We start from the raw sequence: 23,087 nt of genomic DNA on the forward strand, positions 1-23,087 counted from the left end.
TGTCTTGGTTTCTTTTCTTTTTTATAATTCCCTTGTCGTAAGGAATTAATTTTTCTTTTTTCTTTTTCTTAAGCCTTTGAAAACGCAGAATGCTAAAACGAGCATTAGTAAAACGATTGCTCCAACTTCTGATGTTCCATCTTCATCCTCAAAGAGAAAATCTGAATTTTCATTATTGGTCTTTAGTACAATTGTTTTGTGATTTAAAACATAGTCGCTTTGAGATGCGATTAAGTTTTTGATATGTACTTTACCTAAATATTCAAATCTAAAATAGGAACTATTACGATTGCCACTATTCTGTCGAACATCTACTATTCTAACTTCAACTCTTTTACCAGTCTTTTGTATTTCCAGGTTATTAAGCTCTCCTGATAAAAGAAAAACACATCCAACTAACGATACTGAAGCTACGATAGCTAAGCCCTTGTCTTTATAGATCATTAAAATCTTCTTCGGTACCCGTAAAAGTAATATTTTTTCTTGGTGCAGTATTTACCCTAAGATCGAAGATATCAAAACGGTTATAGTGTCCAAGAATGTCGTGCATTTGTTTTGGCTGAATACATTTTGATAAATCAATATCAGCATATACAATACCTTCTTCATCAATAAGCGGCTCGCCTATGACAGCCCCATTCGGGCCAATAACACCTGAGAATGCGCTGTTCTTACGGGTAAGCAGTTCTTCAGCGTTAGGTACATCATCTTTCATAGTATCAATAATCTCTTTAGTGATTGTTGAGCATGACACTATGGTAAATAGCTTTCCTTCAAATGAATGTGCAGCTGCCCTGATCTTAATAGCCTCGGCCATGTTATAATCCGGTGGCGCTACAGGCAATGATATATAATTTGCTATGTGTATTAATTCACCTTGTGAAAGAAGGGTAAAGCGAGCCAGTGTATTAGTGTTTTCACCACATGCCAGTGTGCCGATAGGTCCAATTTCAGTATTGTATACTTTTAATGAAGAACCATCACCTCCGGTCCACGTAAGCTTTTCGGCCCATGTAGGGACAAGTTTACGGTGCTTGCCAACAAGATTTCCTTTGTTATCAATAATTAGGTTGGTGTTATATAGTTCGCCAAAACTTTGTCCGCGTTCGTTTACACCAATCACTATATGAATATTATTTTCTTTTGCAGCTTCGCAAATACGGTCAACTTCAGGCCCAGGAACCGCTATAGAATTTACATATAGCTGCTCATACCATTTGCTACCCTGAACAGGTGTCATTATCCAGTTCCAGTAGGGATAACCGGCAACAAATACTTCCGGAAAAGCAACTAAAGAGGCACCATTTCCTGCCGCTTCTTTAATAATAGAAATTGACTTGTCTACAGTAGCATTAACGTTTAAGAAAACAGGGGAGGCCTGTACTGCCGCTGCTTTAAATTTTGATAAATTCAACATAGTATTAATTTTGAATTCTATATTTTTCAAGGATTCCTCTCATTTCTTCCGTGAAAGGACTCGATTTTATATCACCTCTGTCATTAAGGAAATCTACTTTTACTAGCGTTACTTCACCTTCAAGACAAACAGAGCCGTCTTCATGCTCAAATTTGAATCCACAGTTCATTGAAGATCCGCCTAGATTTTTTATCCAAAAGTATTTTGTCAGCTCGTCACCAAGGCGCGCTGCTTTTTTAAACTTCACTTTTAGGTCAACGGTAGGTATTCCTCCGGTTTTGTGAATGTTCTTGAAAGGCATATTTAATGCTTCCTCATAAAAATCTTCTACAAGGCAATTTAGCATTTCTAAAAATCGCGGATAGAATACTATCCCTGCGTAATCTACATGCTGAAAGCGTACTTTCTCTTTTTTTATAAATGCGTTTTCCATTAGGCTTGTACTGTTGTCTTTAATTTAAATCGCTGTATTTTACCTGTTTCCGTTTTTGGGAGGGAATCCATATAGCGAATTTCTCTAGGGTATTTATAGGGTGCTGCAACCTGCTTAAACCAGTCCTGTATGGTTTTGGTTAAAGCATCGCAGGCTTTTTCTTTATCTTTTAATACTATGTAAGCGCATACCAGCATGCCTCGATTTTCGTCAGGAAGTCCTACTACGGCGCACTCGGCGATATCTTCGTGGGTAAGTAGTACAGTTTCAACCTCAATGGCTGCTATATTATATCCTGATGAAATGATCATATCATCTCCACGGGCTACAAACCAAAAGTAACCATCTTCGTCCTGACGGAAAATGTCTCCGGTAATATTCCAGCCGTTTTCTACGTATTCCTTTTGTTTTTCCGGGCTATTCAGGTATTTGCAACCTGTAATACCGCGAACGGCAAGTCGTCCCGGTGTGCCTACAGGAAGCTCATTTCCTTTTTTGTCAACAATCCTGGCTTCATAACCTCGTACAGGTAATCCTGTTGCACCTTTACGCATATTTTCCTCATTAGAGGATATAAAGATATGTAGTATTTCGGTTGAGCCAATACCATCAATTATTTTCAGGCCTGTAGCTTCATACCAGTCTTCCCATACTTTTAGTGGCAAAGTTTCTCCAGCTGATACACATTTGCGTAGTGATGAAATATCAAATTCATTTACTTTGGTAGTCAATACTCTCCATGCGGTAGGTGCAGTAAAGCAAATAGTTACCTTAAAATCCTGAATGGCTTGTAGTAATAATTCCGGTGACGGTTTTTCTATTAGAAATGTTGATGCTCCATAATAAAATGGAAATAATACCAGTCCACCAAGACCAAAAGTAAAACCAAGTGGTGGGCTTCCGGTAAACACGTCCTCAGGTGTAGGCTGAAGTGAATATATAGGGAAAGCCTCACATATCAATAAGATGTCTTTGTGATAATGCGACGTCATTTTAGGTTTTCCTGTCGTTCCTGATGTAAAACCTATTATAGAAAGTGAATCAGCTTTGGTTGGATAATTCTTAAACTCCTTTGGTTTATTGCCCATCAGGGTTTCAAGTTTTGAAAAGCCTTCTCCTGAACCATCAAATGTTATTACATGTTTCAGAAATGGTGATTTTACTTCCATTATAGCATCTTCAAGCCTGTAATCACAAAAAGCATGTGATATTTCGGCACTGTCAACCATTACAGTAAGTTCTTTTTCACGTAGTAAGGGCATAGTGGCCACCACGATTCCTCCGGCTTTTAGTATACCAAACCAACAGGCAACATACATGGGGTTATTTGCCGAACGTATCAGTACCCTGTTACCTGGTTTAAAATCAAGGTTTTCAGTTAGTACATGGGCAATTTGATTTGCCTTTTCATACAGGTCATTAAATGTCCATGTTATATCAAAGGTGCGGATAGCAATCCTGTCGCCGTTCCCCTCTGTAATATGTCTGTCTAAAAGTTTTTCCACACAATTCAGGTCTTCCGGAAACTCAAAATCCGGATGACTTGTAAAGCACTCTGCGTGTAAAGAAGCATGAGGCAGATGGTCGTGTGCAAAATTATCTTCGTAATGTTTCATCACTAGCGTGTTCTTACTTTTTATGAGTTACCGGTTTAAGTGCTTTTTTCATTCCTTCAACAGCTTTACGTTCACCAGCTTTATATGGATAGTGGTGTGACGCTGCCGACATATATTGTTTTGGTATACCAACTGATTGCAGGTCATCAGCTCTGTAATGCTCATACGCCTGGGCATTTCGTACAAAAGAAGTGTCAAGCAATAAGGTTTTACCAAGCGCTACCAAATCGGCACGCCCGTTTAGCAATATGGTGTTTATCTGGTCAATATCCTGAATATAACCCGCAGTAATTGTTGGTATATGTACTTCGTTACGCACCATATCAGAGAAAGGTGTCTGCCACATTCTTCCAACAGCCGGTTTTTGTTTTTCAACAGTTAATCCTGTTGATACGTTTATGATATCCGCTCCAGCATCTTTAAATGCCTGTGCAATGATCAGAACGTCTTCTTCGGTAATTCCGCCTTCAGCCCAGTCAGATGCCGAAATACGAACACTCATTGGTTTATTTTGTGGAAATGCTTCGCGCATTGCCTTAAATACTCTTGTCGGGAATTTAAGTCTGTTATGTACGTTTCCTCCAAATTCATCTGTTCGGATGTTGGTTAAGGGAGAAAGGAAAGAAGCTAATAGGAATCCATGATGCGCCTGTAGCTCAACCATATCAAATCCTGCTTTTTCAGCATTCTTAGTGGCATTGACAAATTCTGTTGTTATGGTATCCATATCAGCAATAGTCATTTCTCGTGGAGTTGCCATTTTACTATTAAATGGAATAGGAGAGGCAGATATTAGTTCCCACGCATTTTCTACAGGGCTTCCGGCATCTTCCCAAGGAAACTGTACAGCTCCCTTACGGCCAGAATGTCCTAATTGTATACCTATTTTGGAAGTACTGTTCAAGTGAATAAATTCAGTTATTCTTTTCCATGCAACTATCTGATCTTCAGAATAAATACCCGGACAACCTAAAGTTATTCTCCCTTCTGGCGATATAGCTGTTGCTTCAGTAAGAATTAACCCTAAACCTCCTGTGGCTCTTGATCCATAATGCATAAGATGCCAGTCGGACACAAGCCCGTCTTTAGCAGAGTATTGTTCCATCGGACTCATCACTATTCGGTTCTCTACAGTCATTCCACGTAATGTGAAAGGAGTGAATGCCGGTGAGGTATTTTCAGGTGTATTGATTGCGGTATTAAATTCCGCTTGTACTTTTTGTGGGAAAGAAGGATCTCGTAGCGCAAGATTCTCAAATGTTACTTTCTTGGCTCTTGTCATAACGCTAAAAGCAAACTGCTGAAAAGGATGTTGGATATGCCTGTCCATATGTTCAAACCAATCAAGAGAAACATTTGCAGCATGCTGAATCATTTCAACACGGTTACGGCGTAACTTTTCATAATTGGCAAATACTGATGGGATGTCAGTTTTGAATTTTATGACTGAATCTGCAAGTGCTATGGCACATTCCATTGCCAGCTTTGTTCCGGAACCGATAGAGTAGTGGGCGGTAGCCTTGGCATCACCCAATAGGACAATATTGTCTTTACTCCAGTTTTTATTAGTTATAGCAGGGAATTGCCTCCAGTGCGAACGGTTGGAAATCAGTCCATGCCCATCAAGTTCTTCTTTAAATAACTCTGAAAGCTTTTTAATAGTGTCTTCCTCATCCGTAACACTAAAACCTGCTTTTTGCCAGGTTTCGTCAGTAGTTTCAAAAATCCATGTACTCATTCCTTCCTCATATTGATAGGTATGAGCTACAAAAGTGCCGTAAGGTGTGGTTCTGAAGAAATAGGTAAACGCATCAAGTGGTCGGGTAGAACCCATCCATACGAAACGATTACTTTTCATTTCGGTTATAGTTCCGAAATCAGATGCAAATTTTTCACGCACACTGCTATTGATACCATCTGCAGCAACTATTATGTCTGAATCAGCAAATTGGCTTAAATCATCAACATTAGCCTTAAAATGAAGATTTACACCTTCTTCACGGCAACGCTGCTGTAACAATTGGAGTAATGTTTTTCGTGAGCAGCCACAAAAACCATTTCCTGTAATGCGGACTTTTTCACCATCACGGGCAACATCAAGTTCATCCCAATATGCGAATTTAGTGCGTATTAGTTCGTAAGACTGAGGGTCTCTTGTAAGGAATTCACTCAGTGTTTCATCTGAGAAAACCACGCCAAAACCAAAAGAATCATCGGCTTTATTGCGTTCGTAAATATCTATACTACAATCAGGCATTGCTTTCTTTAGCAGGATCGAAAAGTACAATCCGCCCGGTCCACCGCCTATAACTGTTATTTTCATTTTATATAAAAGGTCTTTTAATTGCAAAAATTTCTCCCAGCTTAGCGTAATTATAGCCTGCCAGGCGGGCTATAGGACGATAAGTTTCCATATTTATCTTGTAGTCCGGTAATAAAACCGATTCATCAACATGAAACATTACAATGCGTCCGATCATGATAGTTGCGCCACCATCTTTATGGTCTTCAAGATTATAATGGTGTACTAGTTCACACTCAAATGATATTGGACTTTCTTTTACTCTTGGAGGGTTTATCAGGTCTGATGCTATTGGTGTAAGTCCGGCAAATTCAAATTCATTACCATCAGGAGGTAAGTTTACCGACGTTGCGTTCATTGCTTCCACTAATTCTTCTGTCGCCATGTTTACCACAAATTGCTTTGTTTCTAAAACATTGTTTAGCGTGTCTTTGTTAGTGTTGCCACTTCGGACAGTAGAAAACATTACGTGTGGAGGATCTTCGCCTACAGCATTAAAAAAAGAAAAGGGAGCCAGGTTTAAATAACCATCTTTACTTATAGATGATATCCATCCTATAGGTCGTGGTATAACTGAACCTGTCAGTATTTTGTAAACGTCTTTTTGGCTAGTTTGTGCCGGATCTATTTTCATGATCAAAAAAATGAATACTGCAAATAAAAGAAAATATGTGGTCTTATTTTAAAGATTTTTGTTATAAAATATAGTCTATGTAATTAATATTTAAAATTTATATAAATACTAATTGATTTTCAGATGCATTGTAAGAATATGAAAAATGATAATAATTCAATAGAAGTATATAATTATTGATTATTTGTGGGTATTTGTACTGTTTTAGATTTTTAATGTTAGCTAGTTATGTATTCGTCTTATCTCGAAGAACAATGTTAACCAACACGATAATAATATCTGTAAAACTATTTATATTTGTTTAAGCAAAATCAAAACAATTTTATGTCATTAACAGATAAGAAACCCCTAGTTATCTCTGACTTTACAGTTCTTTTTTTCATTGTCTTAATTTTGGCAACTGATTTTTTGCCTTACTTCAAAACAATTGAAATAATACATCCTCAATTTTTATATCTTTCTGTTATAAATGTACTTATGGGAATGTATTTTTATTTTAGCCCAAAGGATATTATTAATAATAGTTTCGTTGCAGTAAAGAAAAGTAGGTTAGCTCTTTTTTATCTTGTTTTTGTAGTCATGTGTGGTGTGTCTGTTTTTGCTGCTAAAAATGTTTCTTTGGTAATCGCTAACCTTACAGAGATACTTATTGTGTTTGTATTATTTGTAAATCTTAGTGTTTTATTAAAAGACAAACTCAATCTTTTTTATAAAATAGTTTTTGTTATTTGTATAAGTACATTTCTGCAATCTTTCAATGAACTATATGATGCATTTGTACACGCCAATAAAACATCTGTTATTGAAGGGCTCGGACAATTAAAATGGAAAACAGGTAATATTAACATACTTGCCGCAAGTATGAGCATAAAAATTCCTTTTTTATTGCTTGGTATTACTCAGTTTTCGGGTTATAAAAAATGGTTTGTAACAGCAACTTTATTTTTGGCTATTTTAACTATACTGTTAACCGGAGCAAGATCAGGTTTGATAAATCTTTTTTTAGTGTTTTCTATTTACATTGTTTATCTGTTTAAAACTAACCCGGTCTCTAAAACAGTATTTTTAAAGCTAACAACACTGCTTTTGCCATTGATTTTTTCTATTGTCGTTTCAAATTTGATTTTTGCGAAAACTAGAAATGCGAGTGAAAGATATAGCTCAGTTACGAAAAGAATAGAACAGATAAAGACTAATGATGCTTCGGCAAAAATGAGGCTCACAATGTGGGATGATGCTTTAAAATTATGGAAAAGCAGTCCTGTGTTAGGAATAGGTTTGGGTAATTACCGTATTGAATCTATCCCTCACGAAAGCAAGTCCATAGACAGTAGCATAGTTAGTCTGCATGCCCATAATGATTTTCTGGAGATATTGTCTGAAACAGGGTTGATTAATAGTATTATTTATTTATCGCTTTTTGTCTCAATATTTTTTATAAACCTTACTAGAGTCATAAAATCGAAAAATGAATTAAATAGAATAATAGCTTTAATAACCTTACTTTTAGTTATAGTCTATGGTGTTGATTCAATGTTCAACTTTCCAATGTATAGACCAACTATGCAAATCTTTATGAGTTTATTGTTTGCATTAACTATTGTAAATAGTAGCCAGCTTAACAATAATATTGTAAATATAAAGAAGATAAATCCTTCATTGCTTATCATAGTAATTTCTTTAGTAAGTACTTTCTCAGCATATATTGTTTTTAAAGCATCTAATCTCGAATATCTTATTAAAACAGATGACATAAATGTAAACGCAAGTGGTATTTTAAATGGAGATGAAGTAATTAGGCGCCTGCCTCTATATCCTAATGTTTTTGGCTCTTCTGAATCGTTTTTAGAATATGCAGGGATTTATTATTTCAGAGAGAAAAAATATGATAAAGCAATTAAGTATCTCAATATGGCCGACAAAATAAATCCTTATCTGGGAAGAGTCGATTTTTATAAACATTTAGTTTTTGAAGAAAAGGGAAATGCGGACAGTTCATATTATTATGTAAAAAGAGCTTTTTATTGGCGTCCAAAAAATGCCAGCTATTATAATAAATCAATTAATGTTGCCGCATCAAAAAGAGATACCCTTGAAATATTGAAAGAACATGATTTGTTTGCTAAGTATACTAATTCTGCTTTAGCATGGAAACAAACAGGCCAGGCATTGCAAAGTGCCGGATATAGTCGAAATGGGTTACATAAATTCATAAATAGCGGACTTAAAGTAATACCTAATGATTCCATTTTAATCCGACAGCAAAAGGATTTCATGGTAACAGACCAACTTGTGGAAGGTCAGAAATATGCCTCTATTGGAAATCCTGAAAAATCGTTAGCATGCTATAAAAAAGCACTTCAGATAGATCCGGGAAATATATATGCGCTTCAAAACATTGGCTTTCATTATTTTAATAATGGACAAATAGCCAAAGCAATTGATTATTTTCAGAATGCATTAAAGAAGCCCGGGTTATATGATGGTCATACGGAGTACTATACAGCAGTTAGTTATATGAAGTTGAATAATTTAGAAAAAGCTTGTGAATATTTTAAGCTTGCTAAAGAGAGAAATTACCCGATGAAAGAAGATGAGATAAATAAAATTTGCAGATAATATTTCGAAAATACACTGAGGGTACGATATTTCTTAAAAAGAATTAAGTAATAATTTTAAGATGTGTATATTTACTAAACATAGATTCTTTCCAATTTAAACATTAATACAATAATGAGTTATTATCAGATAAAAAGCTTGGAGCAATATTTTAAGCATTATAATAAATCCATCCGAGAGCCTAGGAAGTTTTGGGATAAAATAGCCGATGAAAATTTCACATGGTATCAAAAGTGGGATAAAGTAGTTGAGTTTGATATGCAGGAAGCCGATGTAAAGTGGTTTGTTAATGCAAAAGTAAATATTACTAAAAATTGTATTGACAGGCATTTGGCAAAAAGAGGAGGGAAGACGGCAATTATTTTTGAACCCAATAACCCAAATGAAGATGCAAAACATATTACATACAATGAATTGTATGATCGTGTTTCGAGGATGGCTAATGTTTTACGAGATCAGGGAATCAAAAAAGGAGACAGAGTTTGTATTTATCTTCCAATGATACCGGAACTTGCAATTTCTGTATTAGCTTGCGCCAGAATAGGTGCAATACATTCCGTTATTTTTGCAGGTTTCTCTGCATCAGCTGTTACAAGCAGGATTAATGATTCGGGATGTAAAATGGTAATAACTTCTGACGGTGGATATAGAGGCAGTAAAACAATCGAATTGAAAAGTATTGTTGATGAAGCTCTTCAAAAATGCCAGTGTGTTGAGAATGTATTGGTCGTAAAAAGAACCAATTCTGATATAAAAATGGAGGAAGGCCGTGATAAATGGCTTCAGCCTTTGATTGACGCTGCAATACCGAACAATGTAGCGGAAATTATGGATGCTGAAGATCCTCTTTTTATTCTGTATACGTCTGGATCTACCGGTAAGCCTAAAGGAATGCTGCATACTACTGCAGGATACATGGTACATACTGCTTATACTTTTAAGAACATCTTTGCTTATGAAGAAAATGACATATATTGGTGTACTGCTGATATAGGCTGGATTACAGGGCACTCATATATTTTATATGGCCCATTACTTAATGGTGCTACAACGGTACTTTTTGAAGGCATTCCATCATATCCTGATTTCGGTCGTTTTTGGGAAGTAATTGATAAACATAAAGTAACACAGTTTTATACTGCACCTACAGCAATCCGTTCTCTTGCTAAAGAGAATTGGGAATGGGTTAACAAGCATGATCTAAGTACTCTAAAAGTTATTGGTTCAGTAGGAGAGCCAATAAATGAAGAAGCTTGGCACTGGTATAATGACCATGTTGGTAAAAAGAAATCACCTATCGTTGATACATGGTGGCAAACAGAAACAGGAGGGATAATGATATCACCAATCCCGTTTGTAACACCTACAAAACCTACGTATGCAACATTACCATTACCTGGTATCCAGCCTGTTCTAATGGACGAGCTTAGAAATGAGATTGAGGGAAATCAGGTAGTTGGAAGTTTATGTATTAAATTCCCGTGGCCGGGTATGGCAAGAACCATTTGGGGGGACCATCAGCGCTTTAAAGAAACTTATTTTTCTACTTTCCCTGGTAAATATTTTACAGGAGATGGTGCATTAAGAGATGAAGTAGGGTATTACAGAATAACAGGTCGAGTTGATGATGTGGTAATAGTTTCCGGACATAATCTTGGTACAGCACCAATTGAAGATGCTATCAATGAACATCCTGCTGTAGCTGAGTCAGCCATTGTTGGCTTCCCGCATGATGTGAAAGGTAATGCTCTTTATGGTTTTATTATCCTGAAAGAATCTGGGGCCGGGCGTGACAGGGAAAATCTTAGTAAAGAAATTAATGAACATATTTCAAGCCATATTGGCCCAATTGCAAAACTGGATAAAATTCAGTTTGTATCGGGTTTACCTAAAACGCGTTCAGGTAAAATTATGAGAAGGATTCTTAGAAAAATAGCTGAGGGTGATTTTTCTAATTTTGGAGATACAACAACATTGCTTAATCCTGAAATTGTAGACGAAATTAAAAATGGTAAATTATAAAAGAAAGCAGTCTTATGGCTGCTTTTTTGTTTTTTAAACGTAAAATTATGAAACTATTTTTTGTGCAAGGCCTGGAATACACATTTCATTTTAACAATAAAGTTATTGATGCTTTAACTGAAATCAATAACCCGCCTGTAAAATCAGTAAAACTGATTAATCACATTGTTAACTCGCATGAGATATGGAATTCAAGAATTGAAGATAAAAATCACAATGTTGATGTTTGGGGGATAAGTCCTCTTCAGGATTTGAAAGCAATTAACGAAGTGAATTATTATAATTCTCTTGCCATAATTGGTAATTTAGATTTTGATAGACAAATTAAATATACTAATACTAAAGGACAAACTTATATTAATAGTATACAGGATATTTTATTCCATGTAATAAATCATTCCACATACCACAGGGGACAAATCGCTTCAGATTTTAAAAATAATGATATAACGCCTTTAGTGACAGATTATATTTTTTATAAAATATCAGAAATTTAGTCCCTGATACCCAATTTATTTCTTAGTTTTAAAAAAATAAGTGATGTTATATATGCGTTTCCGGATGCTGTATGCATTTCATTTTTTTTAACCTTAAGCATATCACAAACTTCATCAAGGCTTGATTGAGAATCTTCCGGTAAATTCTTCCATCTTTGATATAAAACGTTTGTATCCATAAATTGATTCCTAACCCTGCCTAAATCCAGACGTTTTAAGGCGAAATTAAGCATCTCAATATCAAGATTTATATTATGTCCAACCAATGTAGAGTCTTTTATAAAATTTAGAAAGCGAATCATTGCTTCAGCTTCTACAACTTTTTCTGCACTTTCTTTTATTACTGTTTTTTGAGAAGTAGGTTGTGTACTGAATTTTTCCTGGAGTAATACAACTTCAAAAAAATCACCTACAGCAATAGAATTATTACTTAATCCAATTGCTCCAATAGATAATATTACATCTTCTTTCCAGTCCTGACCGGTTGTTTCCATATCAAAAACTACATAACGCTTTTCACTATTTCCTTCATCATTATCGAAAAGGGAAACATAATTTTTCCAGAATTGCGGGAGATTATTTCCAGTAAGCCAGTCAAATGCCATGATTAATTGATATAAGTTATAGAAAATCTGTTTTTAATAATATCCTGAATTTCATTAATTGGCTCAATAAAATTTTTAAGTTTTCCTTTATCGGTTTTAGATAGTTCATTTATATCAATGTATCTACCGTCAGAATCATTAGTCAAACCTTCTTCGGTCCTAAAGCGCATAAGTGTGTTATAGGCTTCAGCGCATTCTTCATAAAGCTCTGCGTTTTTTGGTTCAAGCTCCGCAAGTTGTTTAAAACGATGATAAGTATTCGTTACTTCAAGTAAATTATGGCTTAATGCTAATGCTCTTGCAGAGTCTATTAATGGCTCAAGAGCACGGGCTTTAATATCAAACTTGTCTTTATGATCACCATCACCTTCAAGTAAAAACTGTCTGAAAAAGCCCAGAGCAGGAGGATTTCGAAGAGTATCAGCCGCAAGAAATCCGAAGAACTTTTTATTATGCCCCATATTATTTCGGATATTTTCCATTAATGCATCTTCAATATCCGGAGCGCCATAAATAAAGTCAAAATCAAAAAAAGCTGTACTAACTTCAACTCCTTTTTCAGCTGGGGTATTAATCCAGCTGTTGTATTGTTTTATCCAGCCTGACAAAGATTTACACCAAAGTGAATTGCTTGCAAGTAATCCCTTTGGAGATGGTTCGTAGCCAACCTTTTCAAGAAATTCATTTACACTTTCTGCCAATTCAAGAAAATATGATTTTACATTATCATAGATTTCAGGCTCAACATCTTCAAAAATTAAAGCGTTACCCTGATCCGTTTTTAATAATTGTTCTTTTCTGCCCTGGCTACCAATATTTACCCAGGTAAAGAGAGCAGGAGGAGGGGTGCCCATTTTTTCCACTGACAATTCTATTGCCCTACGGGTTAGCTCAATATTAATTTCAGCTACTATATTTGATATGTGTGAAATAGGAATATTAGTATCGATTGAATTCTGGATAAGGTCGGTAAGTTTTTCGCGTACATATTTCAGTTCTTTAGCATTACCGGCTCGGCGTGTTTGTTTTAAAAGTACTCCTGGAGTATTTGATTGGGCAGCAATAACATCGTGTTCACTGATTATACCTGTTATGGCAGATTTATTACTACCGTCTTTTGTTACACATAAATGACCAACGCCATGTTTTAGCATTACCATTTGCGCCTCCGCTACAGAAATATTTTCCGGTACAGTTATTACAGGGCTTTTCATTATTGTTCGGGCATCTATATCAATAGGGTATTGCCCTGTTGCAATTTTTGCTCTCAAGTCCCTGTCTGTAATTATACCTATTGGTAATTGGTTTTGTTCTATAATTACACTTCCAATAGCACTGTTAGCCATTGTTTTAGCAATAAATCTCAAAACGTCATCGGGATTGGCAGTAATAGGATTTTTTGTGTATTTAATAGGCTGATAGTATTGTAAGTCGGCAACCTGATCGCTAACAATCATATTTTCCGATATAAGCTTACCTTTACGTTCTTTATCGTATGGATTGCGTGTTTGAGAAGCAAAGCTTTCCAGGAAAAAAGAAAGAATGTTTTGGTTTGAGAATATATAAGGTTCAAAAAAAGCTATAGGAATTGCAATGATGATAGATTCTTCTCTGGATTTTGCAGACATTAAGTAGTATTCTTTTGCAAAATAAGGTCTTAACCCTAATATATCACCTTCATCACATTTATCAATTAATGTTTCTTCAGCATCAGAAGTTATTGAAAGACCAATAGCCCCATTTTTAATAATATAAAAATCATTGTGAACTGAATCTCCTCCTTTAAATAATATCTGATTCTTATCAAGATAAATAATCCTTGACTGTTCAGCTATATTTACAAGTTCAGCATTTTCGAGTATTTCGAAAGGAGGGAAGTGTTTCAGAAAATCAGCAATACTTTGGGCGACAGGGTTTTTCATATATAATCAAATGAGATTTAAAAGTAATGTTTTTTGGGAATCTATAAAAGAAAATAGCTACAGTAAAAATCTCAAAGCTTTGTTAAAATTTTAAATTAGTTGATAATCTGCTTAAATTTACAAAATAACTATAATCAATTTTTTAAAATGAAATTTACTACAAAGTTTACGATTCTGATTTTCTCTGTATTTTTTACAATTGGTGCATTCGCACAGGATAAAAAGCCAGCAAGTCCTGCTGCAACAGCAAAAGGTAATATTAGCGGTGCCAATATTACGATAGAATACAGCAGCCCGTTTGTAAAAGGAAGAACAATCTGGGGAGAATTAGTTCCTTACGGAAAAGTTTGGCGTGCCGGTGCTAATGCACCAACAACAATTGAAACTGATAAAAACCTTAAAATTGAAGGTAAAGAATTAGCTGCAGGAAAATATTCAATTTATGTAATTCCTGAAAATGGATCGGCTACAGTAATTTTTGGAAAAGATCCTAAAATGAGTGCTTACAATTATGATGAAGCTAAAGATGCTTTAAGAGTTCAGGTAAAAACAAGAAAATCTTCTAAAATGAATGAAAGTCTTGTTTATAACATAAACAAAAATAATATAACGTTAAGCTGGGAAAACATAGATATACCGGTATCTGTTAAATAATAAGGCTTACATAATTCAGAGCGGCATTGATATTCAATGCCGTTTTTTATTTAATATATTCAGTTATTATTTTACATAATATATATTATAAGTCAATATAGATGGTAAGAATAGCGGGATAAACCCGCTAAAATGTCTTTATTTTTTTACTTCTCCAGTATAAACGAATTTATCACCCTGATAAGCTGTTACTTGAACTACACCGTCTTTTCTGGTTTGCATGGCATAACCAAACACAGTATTGTTTGGAAATCTTATATAATATAATTGCTCTACAAATGTTGTTGCCGGTTTTTTCATTTTAAATCTAAATTCTCCGTCCGCCATAATTTTAAGCGTAAATTTTTCAGTTTCTGCAACTGTATATTGAAGTTCTCCACCAACATAATGTTCTGTTACAGTTTCCGGCAACGCAGGGAAATCTTTAAAAGAAATTCCTTTTTTTAGAATTGAATACAGCTCATAATTTTTAATTGATAATGGCACAGATTTATCCTGGGCATTCATGTTAAAGGCCAAAGCCAACAGTAAACAGATTAATAGTTTTTTCATTTTGGTTTATTAGATTTTATTTTCAGTAAATATAAAATTTTTATAAATCCTTTAAAAATTATGTTGTCTTTAAATATGTAGTTTTAACTGCTAAATAAAATGTAATATCAAAACGCCTGTAGCGTTTGTAAATTGTAAATCATCAAATCAATATTTAACATAATGTCTGAAAAAGTAAAAATTGAATCAACAGTACTATTATCTGACAACTGGGGAAAACTTAATAAGGTTACATATAAATATCAGCTTAAGGACGGAAGCTGGCAAACTCAGGAACGTGAAGTTTATAATCGCGGCAATGGCGCTGTAATTTTACTATATAACAAAAACAAAGGAACTGTAATTTTAACCAGACAGTTTAGATTGCCTACATGGTTTAATGGAAATACAGACGGACAAATGATCGAAGCCTGTGCAGGGATGCTTGACGAAATGGATCCTGAAGATTGTATTAAAAAAGAAACTGAAGAAGAAACCGGCTATAATTTATCTGACGTAAGAAAAATTATGGAAGTGTATATGTCTCCGGGATCTGTCACAGAAATTCTTTATTTTTTCGTTGGCGCGTATTCAGATGATATGAAAACCGGAACAGGCGGTGGATTAGATAATGAGCAGGAAAATATTGAAGTACTTGAACTTAATTTTAATGATTCATTAAGGATGATCGAAACCGGAGAAATTATGGATGCTAAAACAATAATGCTTCTTCAGTATGCTAAAATTCATGATTTAGTTTAACACTATTTTTATTAGTGACTGTAAGTAATTGCTTATTTTTATAATAAAAACCATCCTTATGGACATTACATTCAATAACAATCCTAAACTTAGTATATTAATTCCTGTTTTTTATGTAGCATGGCAGGATGATTTCCTTACTAAAAAAGAATTTTCTGCGTTGGCAGGATTCATAAATAATCAGGAATGGCTCACAAAAGCTGAAAAAGACTTTCTTAAAACAAAAATAGATTATATCTCCCCTCCTAGCCGTTCAGAATTCTTTAAATGGAAAGAAAAAATTGATACTTTAATTAATAAATCCAATCCTGCTAATCTTACAGAATTAGGCATTCTTATAGCTAATTCGGAAAGACCTGCACTAACAGAAGATGATATCCTTAAAATTGCCCCTGCTTTTGCAAAGATGGAATCTGAACTGGGAATTATGGGACAGGAGGCTATTGCCGGATTGAAATCTAAAACGGATACTATAACTACTAAATATGGTACTGTTAAAAGCTTTGATGTAAATAAGTTAACGGAGCTACTCGATGGAGATCAATCAGTTCATATTAATAAGGTAAAAAGAATCATTTCTTCACCAGAATTTAGGCTGGCAACCATTTCAGATACAGCTGAGTATCGTGAAAGAGTACTTGATTGGTGTAAAATACTGGCTAAAGAAGGAATGGGAAATTATGCCTATCCTAAAGAATATGGAGGCAAAGCCGATATAGAAGGCTATTTTTCAATAATGGAGACGTTAAGTTATCACGATTTAAGTCTTGTGATAAAATTTGGTGTTCAGTTTGGACTTTGGGGAATGAGTATACTATCTCTGGGAACTGAAAAACATTACGCTAAATACCTTAAAGATGTTGGCACATTAAACCTACCAGGCGGATTTGCTATGACAGAAACACATCATGGCTCGAATGTAAAAGGTGTACAGACAACAGCTGTTTATAATCATAAAGACAGGACGTTTACAATCAACACTCCTGAAAAATACGACCGTAAAGAATATATAGGCAATACAGCTAATCATGGTGAGATGGTTACTGTTTTTGCTAAACTGATCATCGATGAAAAAGATTATGGTGTTAATGCTTTTATAGTGCCAATTCGTGATAAAAATAAAAATGTACTTGAAGGTGTAACTATTGAAGATTGTGGTCATAAAATGGGGCTAAACGGGGTTGATAATGGGATTTTAACTTTTAAGAATGTCATTATACCTTATGATAATATGCTAGATCGTTTTGCTCAGGTAAATGAAAATGGAGAATTTGAAAGCCCTATACCGAGTGATAACAGACGTTTCTTTACAATGTTAGGAACACTTGTTGGAGGAAGGATTGGAATTCCGCGTTCAGCATTAGCCGCCGCTAAGACAGGCTTAACTATTGCTGTAAAATATGGTGATAAGCGTAGGCAATTTGGCCCCGATGGAGGCCTTGAAGTTCCCATTCTTAATTACAGAATGCATCAGAAGAGATTAATGCCTTATTTAGCAAATGCTTACGCAATTCATTTTGGTTTGCAATATCTTACTAAGCGCTTTGTAAATAGAAAAGAAGAAGAAATGCAGGAAATTGAAGCCTTGGCGGCAGGCATGAAGTCATATTCCACATGGAATACAAGGGGCACACTTCAGGAGTGTCGTGAAGCTTGTGGTGGTAAAGGATATCTTTCAGAAAACAGGATAGATGATCTTAAAAATGACACAGAAATATATACTACTTTTGAAGGTGATAATACAGTGTTAATGCAGCTTACTGCTAAAAACCGTTTGGGTGAGTTCCGTAAGCAATTTGGTCAAATGAGTGTATCCGGTATATTTAATTACGTATTGGACCAGGCAAAGACATCTATCACTGAAAAGAATCCTTTTGCAACCCGAAACACCGATGATTCTCATCTTAAAGATAAAGAATTCCACACTCATGCTTTCCGTTACAGGGAGAATGAGATAGTCAGTTCAGCTGCAAAAAGATTTAAAAAACTTGTAGATAACGGTTTAGATGCTTTTGATGCCGCTAATGTAATGCATCCTCATATGATTCAGATTGCTGACAGTTATCTTGACCGTATTTTTCTGGAGCAGTTTCAGGATAAGTTATCTACTATTACCGATGAAGGAATTAAGGAAGTAATGGAACGTGTGTATAATCTATTTGCATTAAATAAAATTGAAGAGCATAAAGCCTGGTATCTTGAACAGGGTTACATGGAAGGCGTTAAAACTAAAGCTGTGCGCAAGCTTGTGAGTCAGTTATGTTGGGAAATCAGGCAGGATGCTGTTCCTCTGGTTGATGCTTTTAACATACCGGATAGTTGTCTTGGTGCTATTGTAACTAATAAAGCTGCTGAAGCCTAAAAATTAACCTGCCATATAATATCAGGATTATAAATTAATTTTCCATTGACAACCTCCAACGGCGAGTCAAAATTATTTGTATATAGTGATCCTGTACCTAAACCCTGTGGCATTGGGTTGTTTTGAAGAAATGTCCATTGTGCAATTGCATTGAGGCCAATATTACTCTCAAGCGCAGAAGTTATCCACCAGCCAATATTCATTTTTTCTGCTATATCAATCCACTCTCGGGAACCACGGAAACCACCTATGAGACTTGGTTTTAAAATTATATACTGAGGCTTTATTTTTTGAAGTAAGGCCTCTTTATTTTTATATCCAAATACACCGATAAGCTCTTCATCCAAAGCGATAGGAAAGGGTGTTTTATTACAAAGATTAGTCATTAAATCAAACTGACCTTGTTTCACAGGTTGTTCAATGCTATGTAATTGAAATGTATTAAGTTGTATTAATTTATCTAATGCATCTGTTGAGGAAAATGCACCATTAGCATCTACACGGATTTCTATCTCTTCAGCACTAAAATTAGATCTTATGAAATCTAATAAATTGAGTTCTTTATCAAAATCAATAGCTCCGATCTTTAGTTTAATACAATCAAATCCCTGCTGTAATTTTTCTTCAATTTGTTGTTTCATGTAGCTCTCCTCTCCCATCCAGACAAGGCCATTGATAGCAATACCTTTCGTTCCATCAGTAAAAGCTGACGGAAATAAAAGATATGGATTATTTGATTTTAGAGATTGAAATGCCATTTCAAGTCCAAATTGAATTGATGGAAATTCGTTAAGGGAATTCCAAAGGTATTCTTCTCCTAAATGTATGTTTTCACAAGACCATTTTAGCTTTTCTTCATAATCCGGCCTGTCATCAATGCTTAGGGTTCGAAGTATACCACACTCCCCTATTCCGGTTTTTCCATTATCTTCAAGGATAAGGAACCAGGTTTCTTTTTGAGTAAGAACGCCCCGCGATGTTCCGCTGGGGCGTTTAAAGTCAAGAATATATTTTTTGTATGATGCTTTCATTATTAAAGCTCTAACGATTCTCCTATTTCAAGTAACATAAGGTCTTTTCCTTTATTGAAGAATTTTTTTATCGCATCGTCATGATTAATTTTAATGTATCCAAAAGTATCAAAGTGATAACCAAGTACTTTATCGCATTCAAGGAAATCGGATGCTATGATAGCGTCTTCAATATCCATAGTGAAGTTATTTCCAACCGGTAAAACCACAAGGTCAAGTTTTGTACGCATTGGAATCAGTTTCATATCAAATGTCACTGCTGTATCTCCGGCGATATAAATATTTTTATGTTCACCTTCAATAACAAAACCTCCGGGATTACCACCATAAGAGCCATCAGGGAAAGAACTTGAGTGATGACCTACAACGTATTTAACTTTACCAAAGTCAAAATTCCAGCTACCTCCATGATTCATAGGATGTACCTTATGCCCTTTTTTCTCAAAATAGCCTGTGATTTCAGCATTAGAAACTATTACCGCACCAGTATTGTTAGCTATGGCATCAGCATCAAGAATATGGTCGCCGTGAGCATGCGTTAGCAGTATATAATCTGCTTTTAACTGCATAATGTCAATATCTTTTGCAAGTTCGTTAGCGGAGATAAACGGGTCAACTATTAGGTGCTTGCCGCCTACCTCTATTCCTAAGCTTGCATGGCCGTAAAATGTAATTTTCATAAGAATGTTTTTTATTATTGGAATTATAAAATTATAACTGTAATGCTATACAAAGCAATACTGAAAGGAAAAAAGTACCTAAGGCTACTTTTTTAAGTTCCGGATCTAATGCACGTGGTTCAGTATTTTTTGCTACTGTTTTTACGTGCAATATAAATGGAATATATGCTATTAAAAATATATACTGAATGGCTTTAAAATCTGATAGTATTGCAAAAACAAGAGTCAGTACTAATGCTGTTATAATTACCGTGTAATGATATATTTTAGCATTTTTTGCCCCCATTTTAACGACAATAGTATTTTTACCCGATAAAGCATCTGAAGCCTGATCGCGCATATTATTCAGATTTAGTACCGCTACACTTAGCAATCCGATTGTTATTGCCGGTAAAAGAACAAGCGTATCAATCTGTTTGGCAAATAGGAAATAACAGCCTATAACACTAACAAGCCCAAAGAAAATGAACACAAACAAATCTCCAAGTCCTCTATATCCATAGGCAGAATTCCCAACAGTATATTTTATCGCCGCTGCGATAGCTGCTAAACCAAGGAAGAAAAAGAATACTGAATACCCAAAGTTATCTTTACCGAATGAAAGGTAAATCAATACAATCGCTGCTACCAAAGTAAGTAAAGAAGTTATTATAATACCCTTTTTCATTTCTCCAACGGTAATGGCCCCACTTTGTATTGCTCTTTGAGGGCCAATTCTGTTTTCGTTATCCGTACCTTTTATTCCATCGCCATAATCATTTGCAAAATTGGAAAGTATCTGTAATCCTAAGGTTGTAAGTAGTGCGAAACCCAGGATTGAATAATTGGTAAACCCTTGTGAAAATGCATAAAAACATCCAACAAGTATCCCCGATACAGATAAAGGTAGTGTTCTTAATCGTGCGGCCTGAAGCCAAGCTTTAGCGTTTGCCATTAAATTTCAAGATATATTAAGATGCGTTACATCCAGTTTTTGTTAGTAGTTTCAACCTGATACAGCCAATAATTTACGAACTGTTTAAGTGTAGTATAATCAGCCAGCCCAAATGATATTTTTCCACCTGCAGTGTAAAGATTTAAAATTCCAATATCTAAACCTTTATGCCAAAAATATTGGTGAACCGAGATAGCATGTATTTTATGAGGTGCAATGTAATCTTTATCTACATCCCATGCTCCTCCCTGTTTAATAATAAACTCATTATTTACAAAAAGCCTGCTGTTTCTAAAACCAAAATACATTACGAGACTTATAAATAGTATATAAACTGGTAAAAACAGCATATATTCTTTTAATTCTGTAAAAGCATAATTGGCTAATAAAAAATAAGCTCCTAAAGGGATTATCAGGAATTTAATAGACTGCATTAGTATTTTTCTAATATTAGGCTTAAGAACAATACCTTCCTGAGGAATTTCATGCAAAAGGAATTTTAATAGCATATCTTTTTCAGCTGTATTACATCCCGGTATCTCAATAGCTGTTTTTTTGTTATCCTGATTATTAGCCTCCTGACTTGAAGCCTGACGAATTTTTATATCAAGTACATCCAGTTTTTTCTGAAAATAATTTCGCCCGACAGTTACAATCTGAACTTTTTCAGGTTTTATAATAGTGTTCTTGGTGTTTAGCAATCCATGGGAAAGTAGCAATGAATCATTTTGCTTCGTTATCCTGAAATTAAAGAACTTTAAAATTGTGCGTCCCAGATTAACCACTATTACCATAGCCATAATAGCCAGGATAATGAACATTATGAATTTCAGAATGACATCGGTCCTTAGGTAATTATCTAAAGGATCATCTTCTATTTCCGCATACTTTATAAAGTCTTCAATGTATTGAAACATTGTAATAAAAAACGCAAGTAATATACCAAAGCTCCTTACGTAGTTTGATGTAATACCTGTTTTAAAAAGGCTTAGCAGGCTTATTTGAATAAAAGCATGTTTCGCTACTGTATCATACGATTCAGTTTCAACCTTAGAGTTATCTGATGTTGTTTTGATTCCTTCAAGTAATCTTGATTTTAGTGACTGAGCAAGGTCGTGAGTAATTGCTTTTATAGTAACTTCTTTCTGAGCTGTACCAGCTGTATCAACTTCCAGAGCATGAACACCAATTATCTTTTGTAAAAATGACTGATTTATATTTACCTGTTGAATCTTATCTAAAGGAATACCTAACCTACTTTTATTAATAATTCCTCTTTTAATTACAAACTCTTCGTTCTCTTCATCGAGATAAAAGGTAAAGTTGATGTATTTTAAATATGCAATAACAGCAACTAATACAAAAACTGCTAGTATTCCAATAGTAAGGTAGATCTTATTCATTTGATCTATCTTAATGATCCATACGATTAAAATCGGAAATAATGCTCTTATTGCACTTTGCAAAGTGTCGGCAAACATTATTAAAACACCTATCAGTGATTGTCGCTGCGGATTGCTGAAATCATTATTCATTAATAGTATTCTGTTTAAGAATTTTACCAATTAGTAATTGTTTTATCTTTTCCGCATGTTCCTTTTCTACTCCTGGGACCTTAATATCACTATTAATACCTCCGGCAGTAAATATTTCTATAGTAGCCAATCCCAACTTTCTTGAAATAAAACCTTCGTGTAAAGTTACATGTTGCACTCTGTTATAAGGAATTATAGTAGTTTCTAAAACGATAGCTCCACTCTTGTAAATAACATCATGATCCCTAAAAGCAAATCCTCTGTTTCTGAAACTGATAAGATTTACAGCTATGCTAAACAACAACAATACGACGTAAGCCAGGATTGCCGGAATTACATATGCTCTTGACTCCTCAATAAAATACAGGACTACACCTATAATCGTAGCCAAAATTAAAAATGTAAGCCCAAGATTAAAGTAAATAATCTTCTTATAATTTATATTAAGAGGTGAAAGTACGGTTTCTTCAAACTTAGGTAAAGAAAGTGTATCTATTGTTTCGTTAGTAAATCGTTCCATTGGAATACTTT

General features: G+C 34.8%; 20 protein-coding genes. 6 read left to right on the forward strand and 14 right to left on the reverse strand.

Annotated elements, in window-relative coordinates; genetic code table 11:
- Positions 1-45: 45 nt before the first annotated feature.
- The 6 genes from DEU42_RS02090 to DEU42_RS02115 are packed head-to-tail and all read right to left on the reverse strand — an operon-like array spanning position 46 to position 6,402.
- Complete coding sequence (locus DEU42_RS02090; protein WP_114756629.1) at positions 46-444, reverse strand: hypothetical protein; 399 nt, start codon at positions 442-444, stop codon at positions 46-48.
- Complete coding sequence (locus tag DEU42_RS02095; protein ID WP_114756957.1) at positions 434-1,417, reverse strand: carbon-nitrogen hydrolase family protein; 984 nt, start codon at positions 1,415-1,417, stop codon at positions 434-436. The genes DEU42_RS02090 and DEU42_RS02095 overlap by 11 nt, the downstream gene beginning before the upstream one ends.
- A gap of 4 nt (positions 1,418-1,421) precedes the next feature.
- Complete coding sequence (locus DEU42_RS02100) at positions 1,422-1,850, reverse strand: acyl-CoA thioesterase (RefSeq protein ID WP_114756630.1); 429 nt, start codon at positions 1,848-1,850, stop codon at positions 1,422-1,424.
- On the reverse strand, positions 1,850-3,466 hold the full coding sequence (locus tag DEU42_RS02105) for an AMP-binding protein (RefSeq protein ID WP_114756631.1): 1,617 nt from the start codon (positions 3,464-3,466) through the stop codon (positions 1,850-1,852). Before DEU42_RS02105 ends, DEU42_RS02100 begins: the two co-directional genes overlap by 1 nt.
- A 13-nt stretch (positions 3,467-3,479) precedes the next feature.
- Entirely contained in the window at positions 3,480-5,789 is a 2,310-nt protein-coding gene (locus DEU42_RS02110) for an FAD-dependent monooxygenase (RefSeq protein ID WP_114756632.1), read from the reverse strand.
- Position 5,790: 1 nt separating this feature from the next.
- The gene (locus DEU42_RS02115; protein ID WP_114756633.1) at positions 5,791-6,402 is read right to left on the reverse strand and encodes a flavin reductase family protein; all 612 of its coding nucleotides are present in this window, start codon (positions 6,400-6,402) and stop codon (positions 5,791-5,793) included.
- Between the two features lie 324 nt (positions 6,403-6,726).
- Between DEU42_RS02115 and DEU42_RS02120 the strand changes: the two genes are divergently transcribed.
- The 3 genes from DEU42_RS02120 to DEU42_RS02130 all read left to right on the forward strand — a co-directional run bounded on the left by DEU42_RS02120 (position 6,727) and on the right by DEU42_RS02130 (position 11,540).
- Positions 6,727-9,021 carry an O-antigen ligase family protein gene (locus tag DEU42_RS02120; RefSeq protein WP_114756634.1) on the forward strand — a complete coding sequence of 765 codons (2,295 nt, stop codon included), beginning with the start codon at positions 6,727-6,729 and terminating at the stop codon, positions 9,019-9,021.
- Between the two features lie 114 nt (positions 9,022-9,135).
- On the forward strand, positions 9,136-11,043 hold the full coding sequence (acs, locus tag DEU42_RS02125) for an acetate--CoA ligase (RefSeq protein ID WP_114756635.1): 1,908 nt from the start codon (positions 9,136-9,138) through the stop codon (positions 11,041-11,043).
- Between the two features lie 47 nt (positions 11,044-11,090).
- A complete protein-coding gene (locus tag DEU42_RS02130) occupies positions 11,091-11,540 on the forward strand; it encodes a DinB family protein (RefSeq protein WP_114756958.1) in 450 nt (149 codons plus the stop codon).
- On the opposite strand, the gene DEU42_RS02135 is transcribed toward DEU42_RS02130, so the two are convergent.
- Both DEU42_RS02135 and DEU42_RS02140 read right to left on the reverse strand, forming a co-directional pair.
- The gene (locus DEU42_RS02135; protein ID WP_114756636.1) at positions 11,537-12,145 is read right to left on the reverse strand and encodes a PolC-type DNA polymerase III; all 609 of its coding nucleotides are present in this window, start codon (positions 12,143-12,145) and stop codon (positions 11,537-11,539) included. The two genes, DEU42_RS02130 and DEU42_RS02135, sit on opposite strands and share 4 nt — an antisense overlap.
- Before the next feature lie 2 nt (positions 12,146-12,147).
- On the reverse strand, positions 12,148-14,067 hold the full coding sequence (locus tag DEU42_RS02140) for a DUF294 nucleotidyltransferase-like domain-containing protein (protein WP_114756637.1): 1,920 nt from the start codon (positions 14,065-14,067) through the stop codon (positions 12,148-12,150).
- Positions 14,068-14,214: 147 nt separating this feature from the next.
- Between DEU42_RS02140 and DEU42_RS02145 the strand changes: the two genes are divergently transcribed.
- Positions 14,215-14,721, forward strand: a complete 507-nt coding sequence (locus tag DEU42_RS02145; protein ID WP_114756638.1) for a DUF2911 domain-containing protein — start codon at positions 14,215-14,217, stop codon at positions 14,719-14,721.
- 138 nt (positions 14,722-14,859) lie between these two features.
- Here DEU42_RS02145 and DEU42_RS02150 read toward each other — a convergent pair whose 3' ends face one another.
- The gene (locus DEU42_RS02150; RefSeq protein WP_114756639.1) at positions 14,860-15,273 is read right to left on the reverse strand and encodes a hypothetical protein; all 414 of its coding nucleotides are present in this window, start codon (positions 15,271-15,273) and stop codon (positions 14,860-14,862) included.
- 162 nt (positions 15,274-15,435) lie between these two features.
- On the opposite strand from DEU42_RS02150, the gene nudK reads away from it, so the two are divergent.
- Together nudK and DEU42_RS02160 are read left to right on the forward strand one after the other, a co-directional pair.
- Complete coding sequence (nudK, locus tag DEU42_RS02155) at positions 15,436-16,014, forward strand: GDP-mannose pyrophosphatase NudK (protein ID WP_114756640.1); 579 nt, start codon at positions 15,436-15,438, stop codon at positions 16,012-16,014.
- A gap of 58 nt (positions 16,015-16,072) precedes the next feature.
- Positions 16,073-18,376, forward strand: a complete 2,304-nt coding sequence (locus tag DEU42_RS02160) for an acyl-CoA dehydrogenase (RefSeq protein WP_114756641.1) — start codon at positions 16,073-16,075, stop codon at positions 18,374-18,376.
- Here DEU42_RS02160 and DEU42_RS02165 read toward each other — a convergent pair.
- From DEU42_RS02165 to DEU42_RS02185, 5 genes are read right to left on the reverse strand one after another with little or no spacing between them, the layout of a single operon-like run.
- On the reverse strand, positions 18,373-19,407 hold the full coding sequence (locus tag DEU42_RS02165) for an o-succinylbenzoate synthase (RefSeq protein ID WP_114756642.1): 1,035 nt from the start codon (positions 19,405-19,407) through the stop codon (positions 18,373-18,375). The two genes, DEU42_RS02160 and DEU42_RS02165, sit on opposite strands and share 4 nt — an antisense overlap.
- 2 nt (positions 19,408-19,409) lie before the next feature.
- The gene (locus DEU42_RS02170) at positions 19,410-20,087 is read right to left on the reverse strand and encodes a metal-dependent hydrolase (protein WP_114756643.1); all 678 of its coding nucleotides are present in this window, start codon (positions 20,085-20,087) and stop codon (positions 19,410-19,412) included.
- Between the two features lie 31 nt (positions 20,088-20,118).
- Positions 20,119-21,021, reverse strand: a complete 903-nt coding sequence (menA, locus tag DEU42_RS02175) for a 1,4-dihydroxy-2-naphthoate octaprenyltransferase (RefSeq protein ID WP_114756644.1) — start codon at positions 21,019-21,021, stop codon at positions 20,119-20,121.
- Between the two features lie 26 nt (positions 21,022-21,047).
- The gene (locus DEU42_RS02180; protein WP_114756645.1) at positions 21,048-22,556 is read right to left on the reverse strand and encodes a PH domain-containing protein; all 1,509 of its coding nucleotides are present in this window, start codon (positions 22,554-22,556) and stop codon (positions 21,048-21,050) included.
- Positions 22,549-23,076: a PH domain-containing protein gene (locus DEU42_RS02185; RefSeq protein ID WP_114756646.1), complete on the reverse strand. Its 528-nt coding sequence runs from the start codon at positions 23,074-23,076 to the stop codon at positions 22,549-22,551. Before DEU42_RS02185 ends, DEU42_RS02180 begins: the two co-directional genes overlap by 8 nt.
- Positions 23,077-23,087: the final 11 nt, after the last annotated feature.

Origin of the sequence: Flavobacterium sp. AG291 (assembly GCF_003350375.1) — a bacterium.
Taxonomy (GTDB): domain Bacteria; phylum Bacteroidota; class Bacteroidia; order Flavobacteriales; family Flavobacteriaceae; genus Flavobacterium; species Flavobacterium suzhouense.

Bases quoted from the DNA above. Each gene is read 5' to 3' on its own strand.
- DEU42_RS02185 (WP_114756646.1), bottom strand. From the start codon at position 23,076: ATGGAACGATTTACTAACGAAACAATAGATACACTTTCTTTACCTAAG.
- DEU42_RS02100 (WP_114756630.1), bottom strand. From the start codon at position 1,850: ATGGAAAACGCATTTATAAAAAAAGAGAAAGTACGCTTTCAGCATGTA.
- acs (WP_114756635.1), top strand. From the start codon at position 9,136: ATGAGTTATTATCAGATAAAAAGCTTGGAGCAATATTTTAAGCATTAT.
- DEU42_RS02135 (WP_114756636.1), bottom strand. From the start codon at position 12,145: ATGGCATTTGACTGGCTTACTGGAAATAATCTCCCGCAATTCTGGAAA.
- DEU42_RS02160 (WP_114756641.1), top strand. From the start codon at position 16,073: ATGGACATTACATTCAATAACAATCCTAAACTTAGTATATTAATTCCT.
- DEU42_RS02095 (WP_114756957.1), bottom strand. From the start codon at position 1,417: ATGTTGAATTTATCAAAATTTAAAGCAGCGGCAGTACAGGCCTCCCCT.
- DEU42_RS02145 (WP_114756638.1), top strand. From the start codon at position 14,215: ATGAAATTTACTACAAAGTTTACGATTCTGATTTTCTCTGTATTTTTT.
- DEU42_RS02115 (WP_114756633.1), bottom strand. From the start codon at position 6,402: ATGAAAATAGATCCGGCACAAACTAGCCAAAAAGACGTTTACAAAATA.
- nudK (WP_114756640.1), top strand. From the start codon at position 15,436: ATGTCTGAAAAAGTAAAAATTGAATCAACAGTACTATTATCTGACAAC.
- DEU42_RS02170 (WP_114756643.1), bottom strand. From the start codon at position 20,087: ATGAAAATTACATTTTACGGCCATGCAAGCTTAGGAATAGAGGTAGGC.
- DEU42_RS02120 (WP_114756634.1), top strand. From the start codon at position 6,727: ATGTCATTAACAGATAAGAAACCCCTAGTTATCTCTGACTTTACAGTT.
- DEU42_RS02165 (WP_114756642.1), bottom strand. From the start codon at position 19,407: ATGAAAGCATCATACAAAAAATATATTCTTGACTTTAAACGCCCCAGC.
- DEU42_RS02180 (WP_114756645.1), bottom strand. From the start codon at position 22,556: ATGAATAATGATTTCAGCAATCCGCAGCGACAATCACTGATAGGTGTT.
- DEU42_RS02130 (WP_114756958.1), top strand. From the start codon at position 11,091: ATGAAACTATTTTTTGTGCAAGGCCTGGAATACACATTTCATTTTAAC.
- DEU42_RS02150 (WP_114756639.1), bottom strand. From the start codon at position 15,273: ATGAAAAAACTATTAATCTGTTTACTGTTGGCTTTGGCCTTTAACATG.
- menA (WP_114756644.1), bottom strand. From the start codon at position 21,021: ATGGCAAACGCTAAAGCTTGGCTTCAGGCCGCACGATTAAGAACACTA.
- DEU42_RS02090 (WP_114756629.1), bottom strand. From the start codon at position 444: ATGATCTATAAAGACAAGGGCTTAGCTATCGTAGCTTCAGTATCGTTA.
- DEU42_RS02105 (WP_114756631.1), bottom strand. From the start codon at position 3,466: ATGAAACATTACGAAGATAATTTTGCACACGACCATCTGCCTCATGCT.
- DEU42_RS02110 (WP_114756632.1), bottom strand. From the start codon at position 5,789: ATGAAAATAACAGTTATAGGCGGTGGACCGGGCGGATTGTACTTTTCG.
- DEU42_RS02140 (WP_114756637.1), bottom strand. From the start codon at position 14,067: ATGAAAAACCCTGTCGCCCAAAGTATTGCTGATTTTCTGAAACACTTC.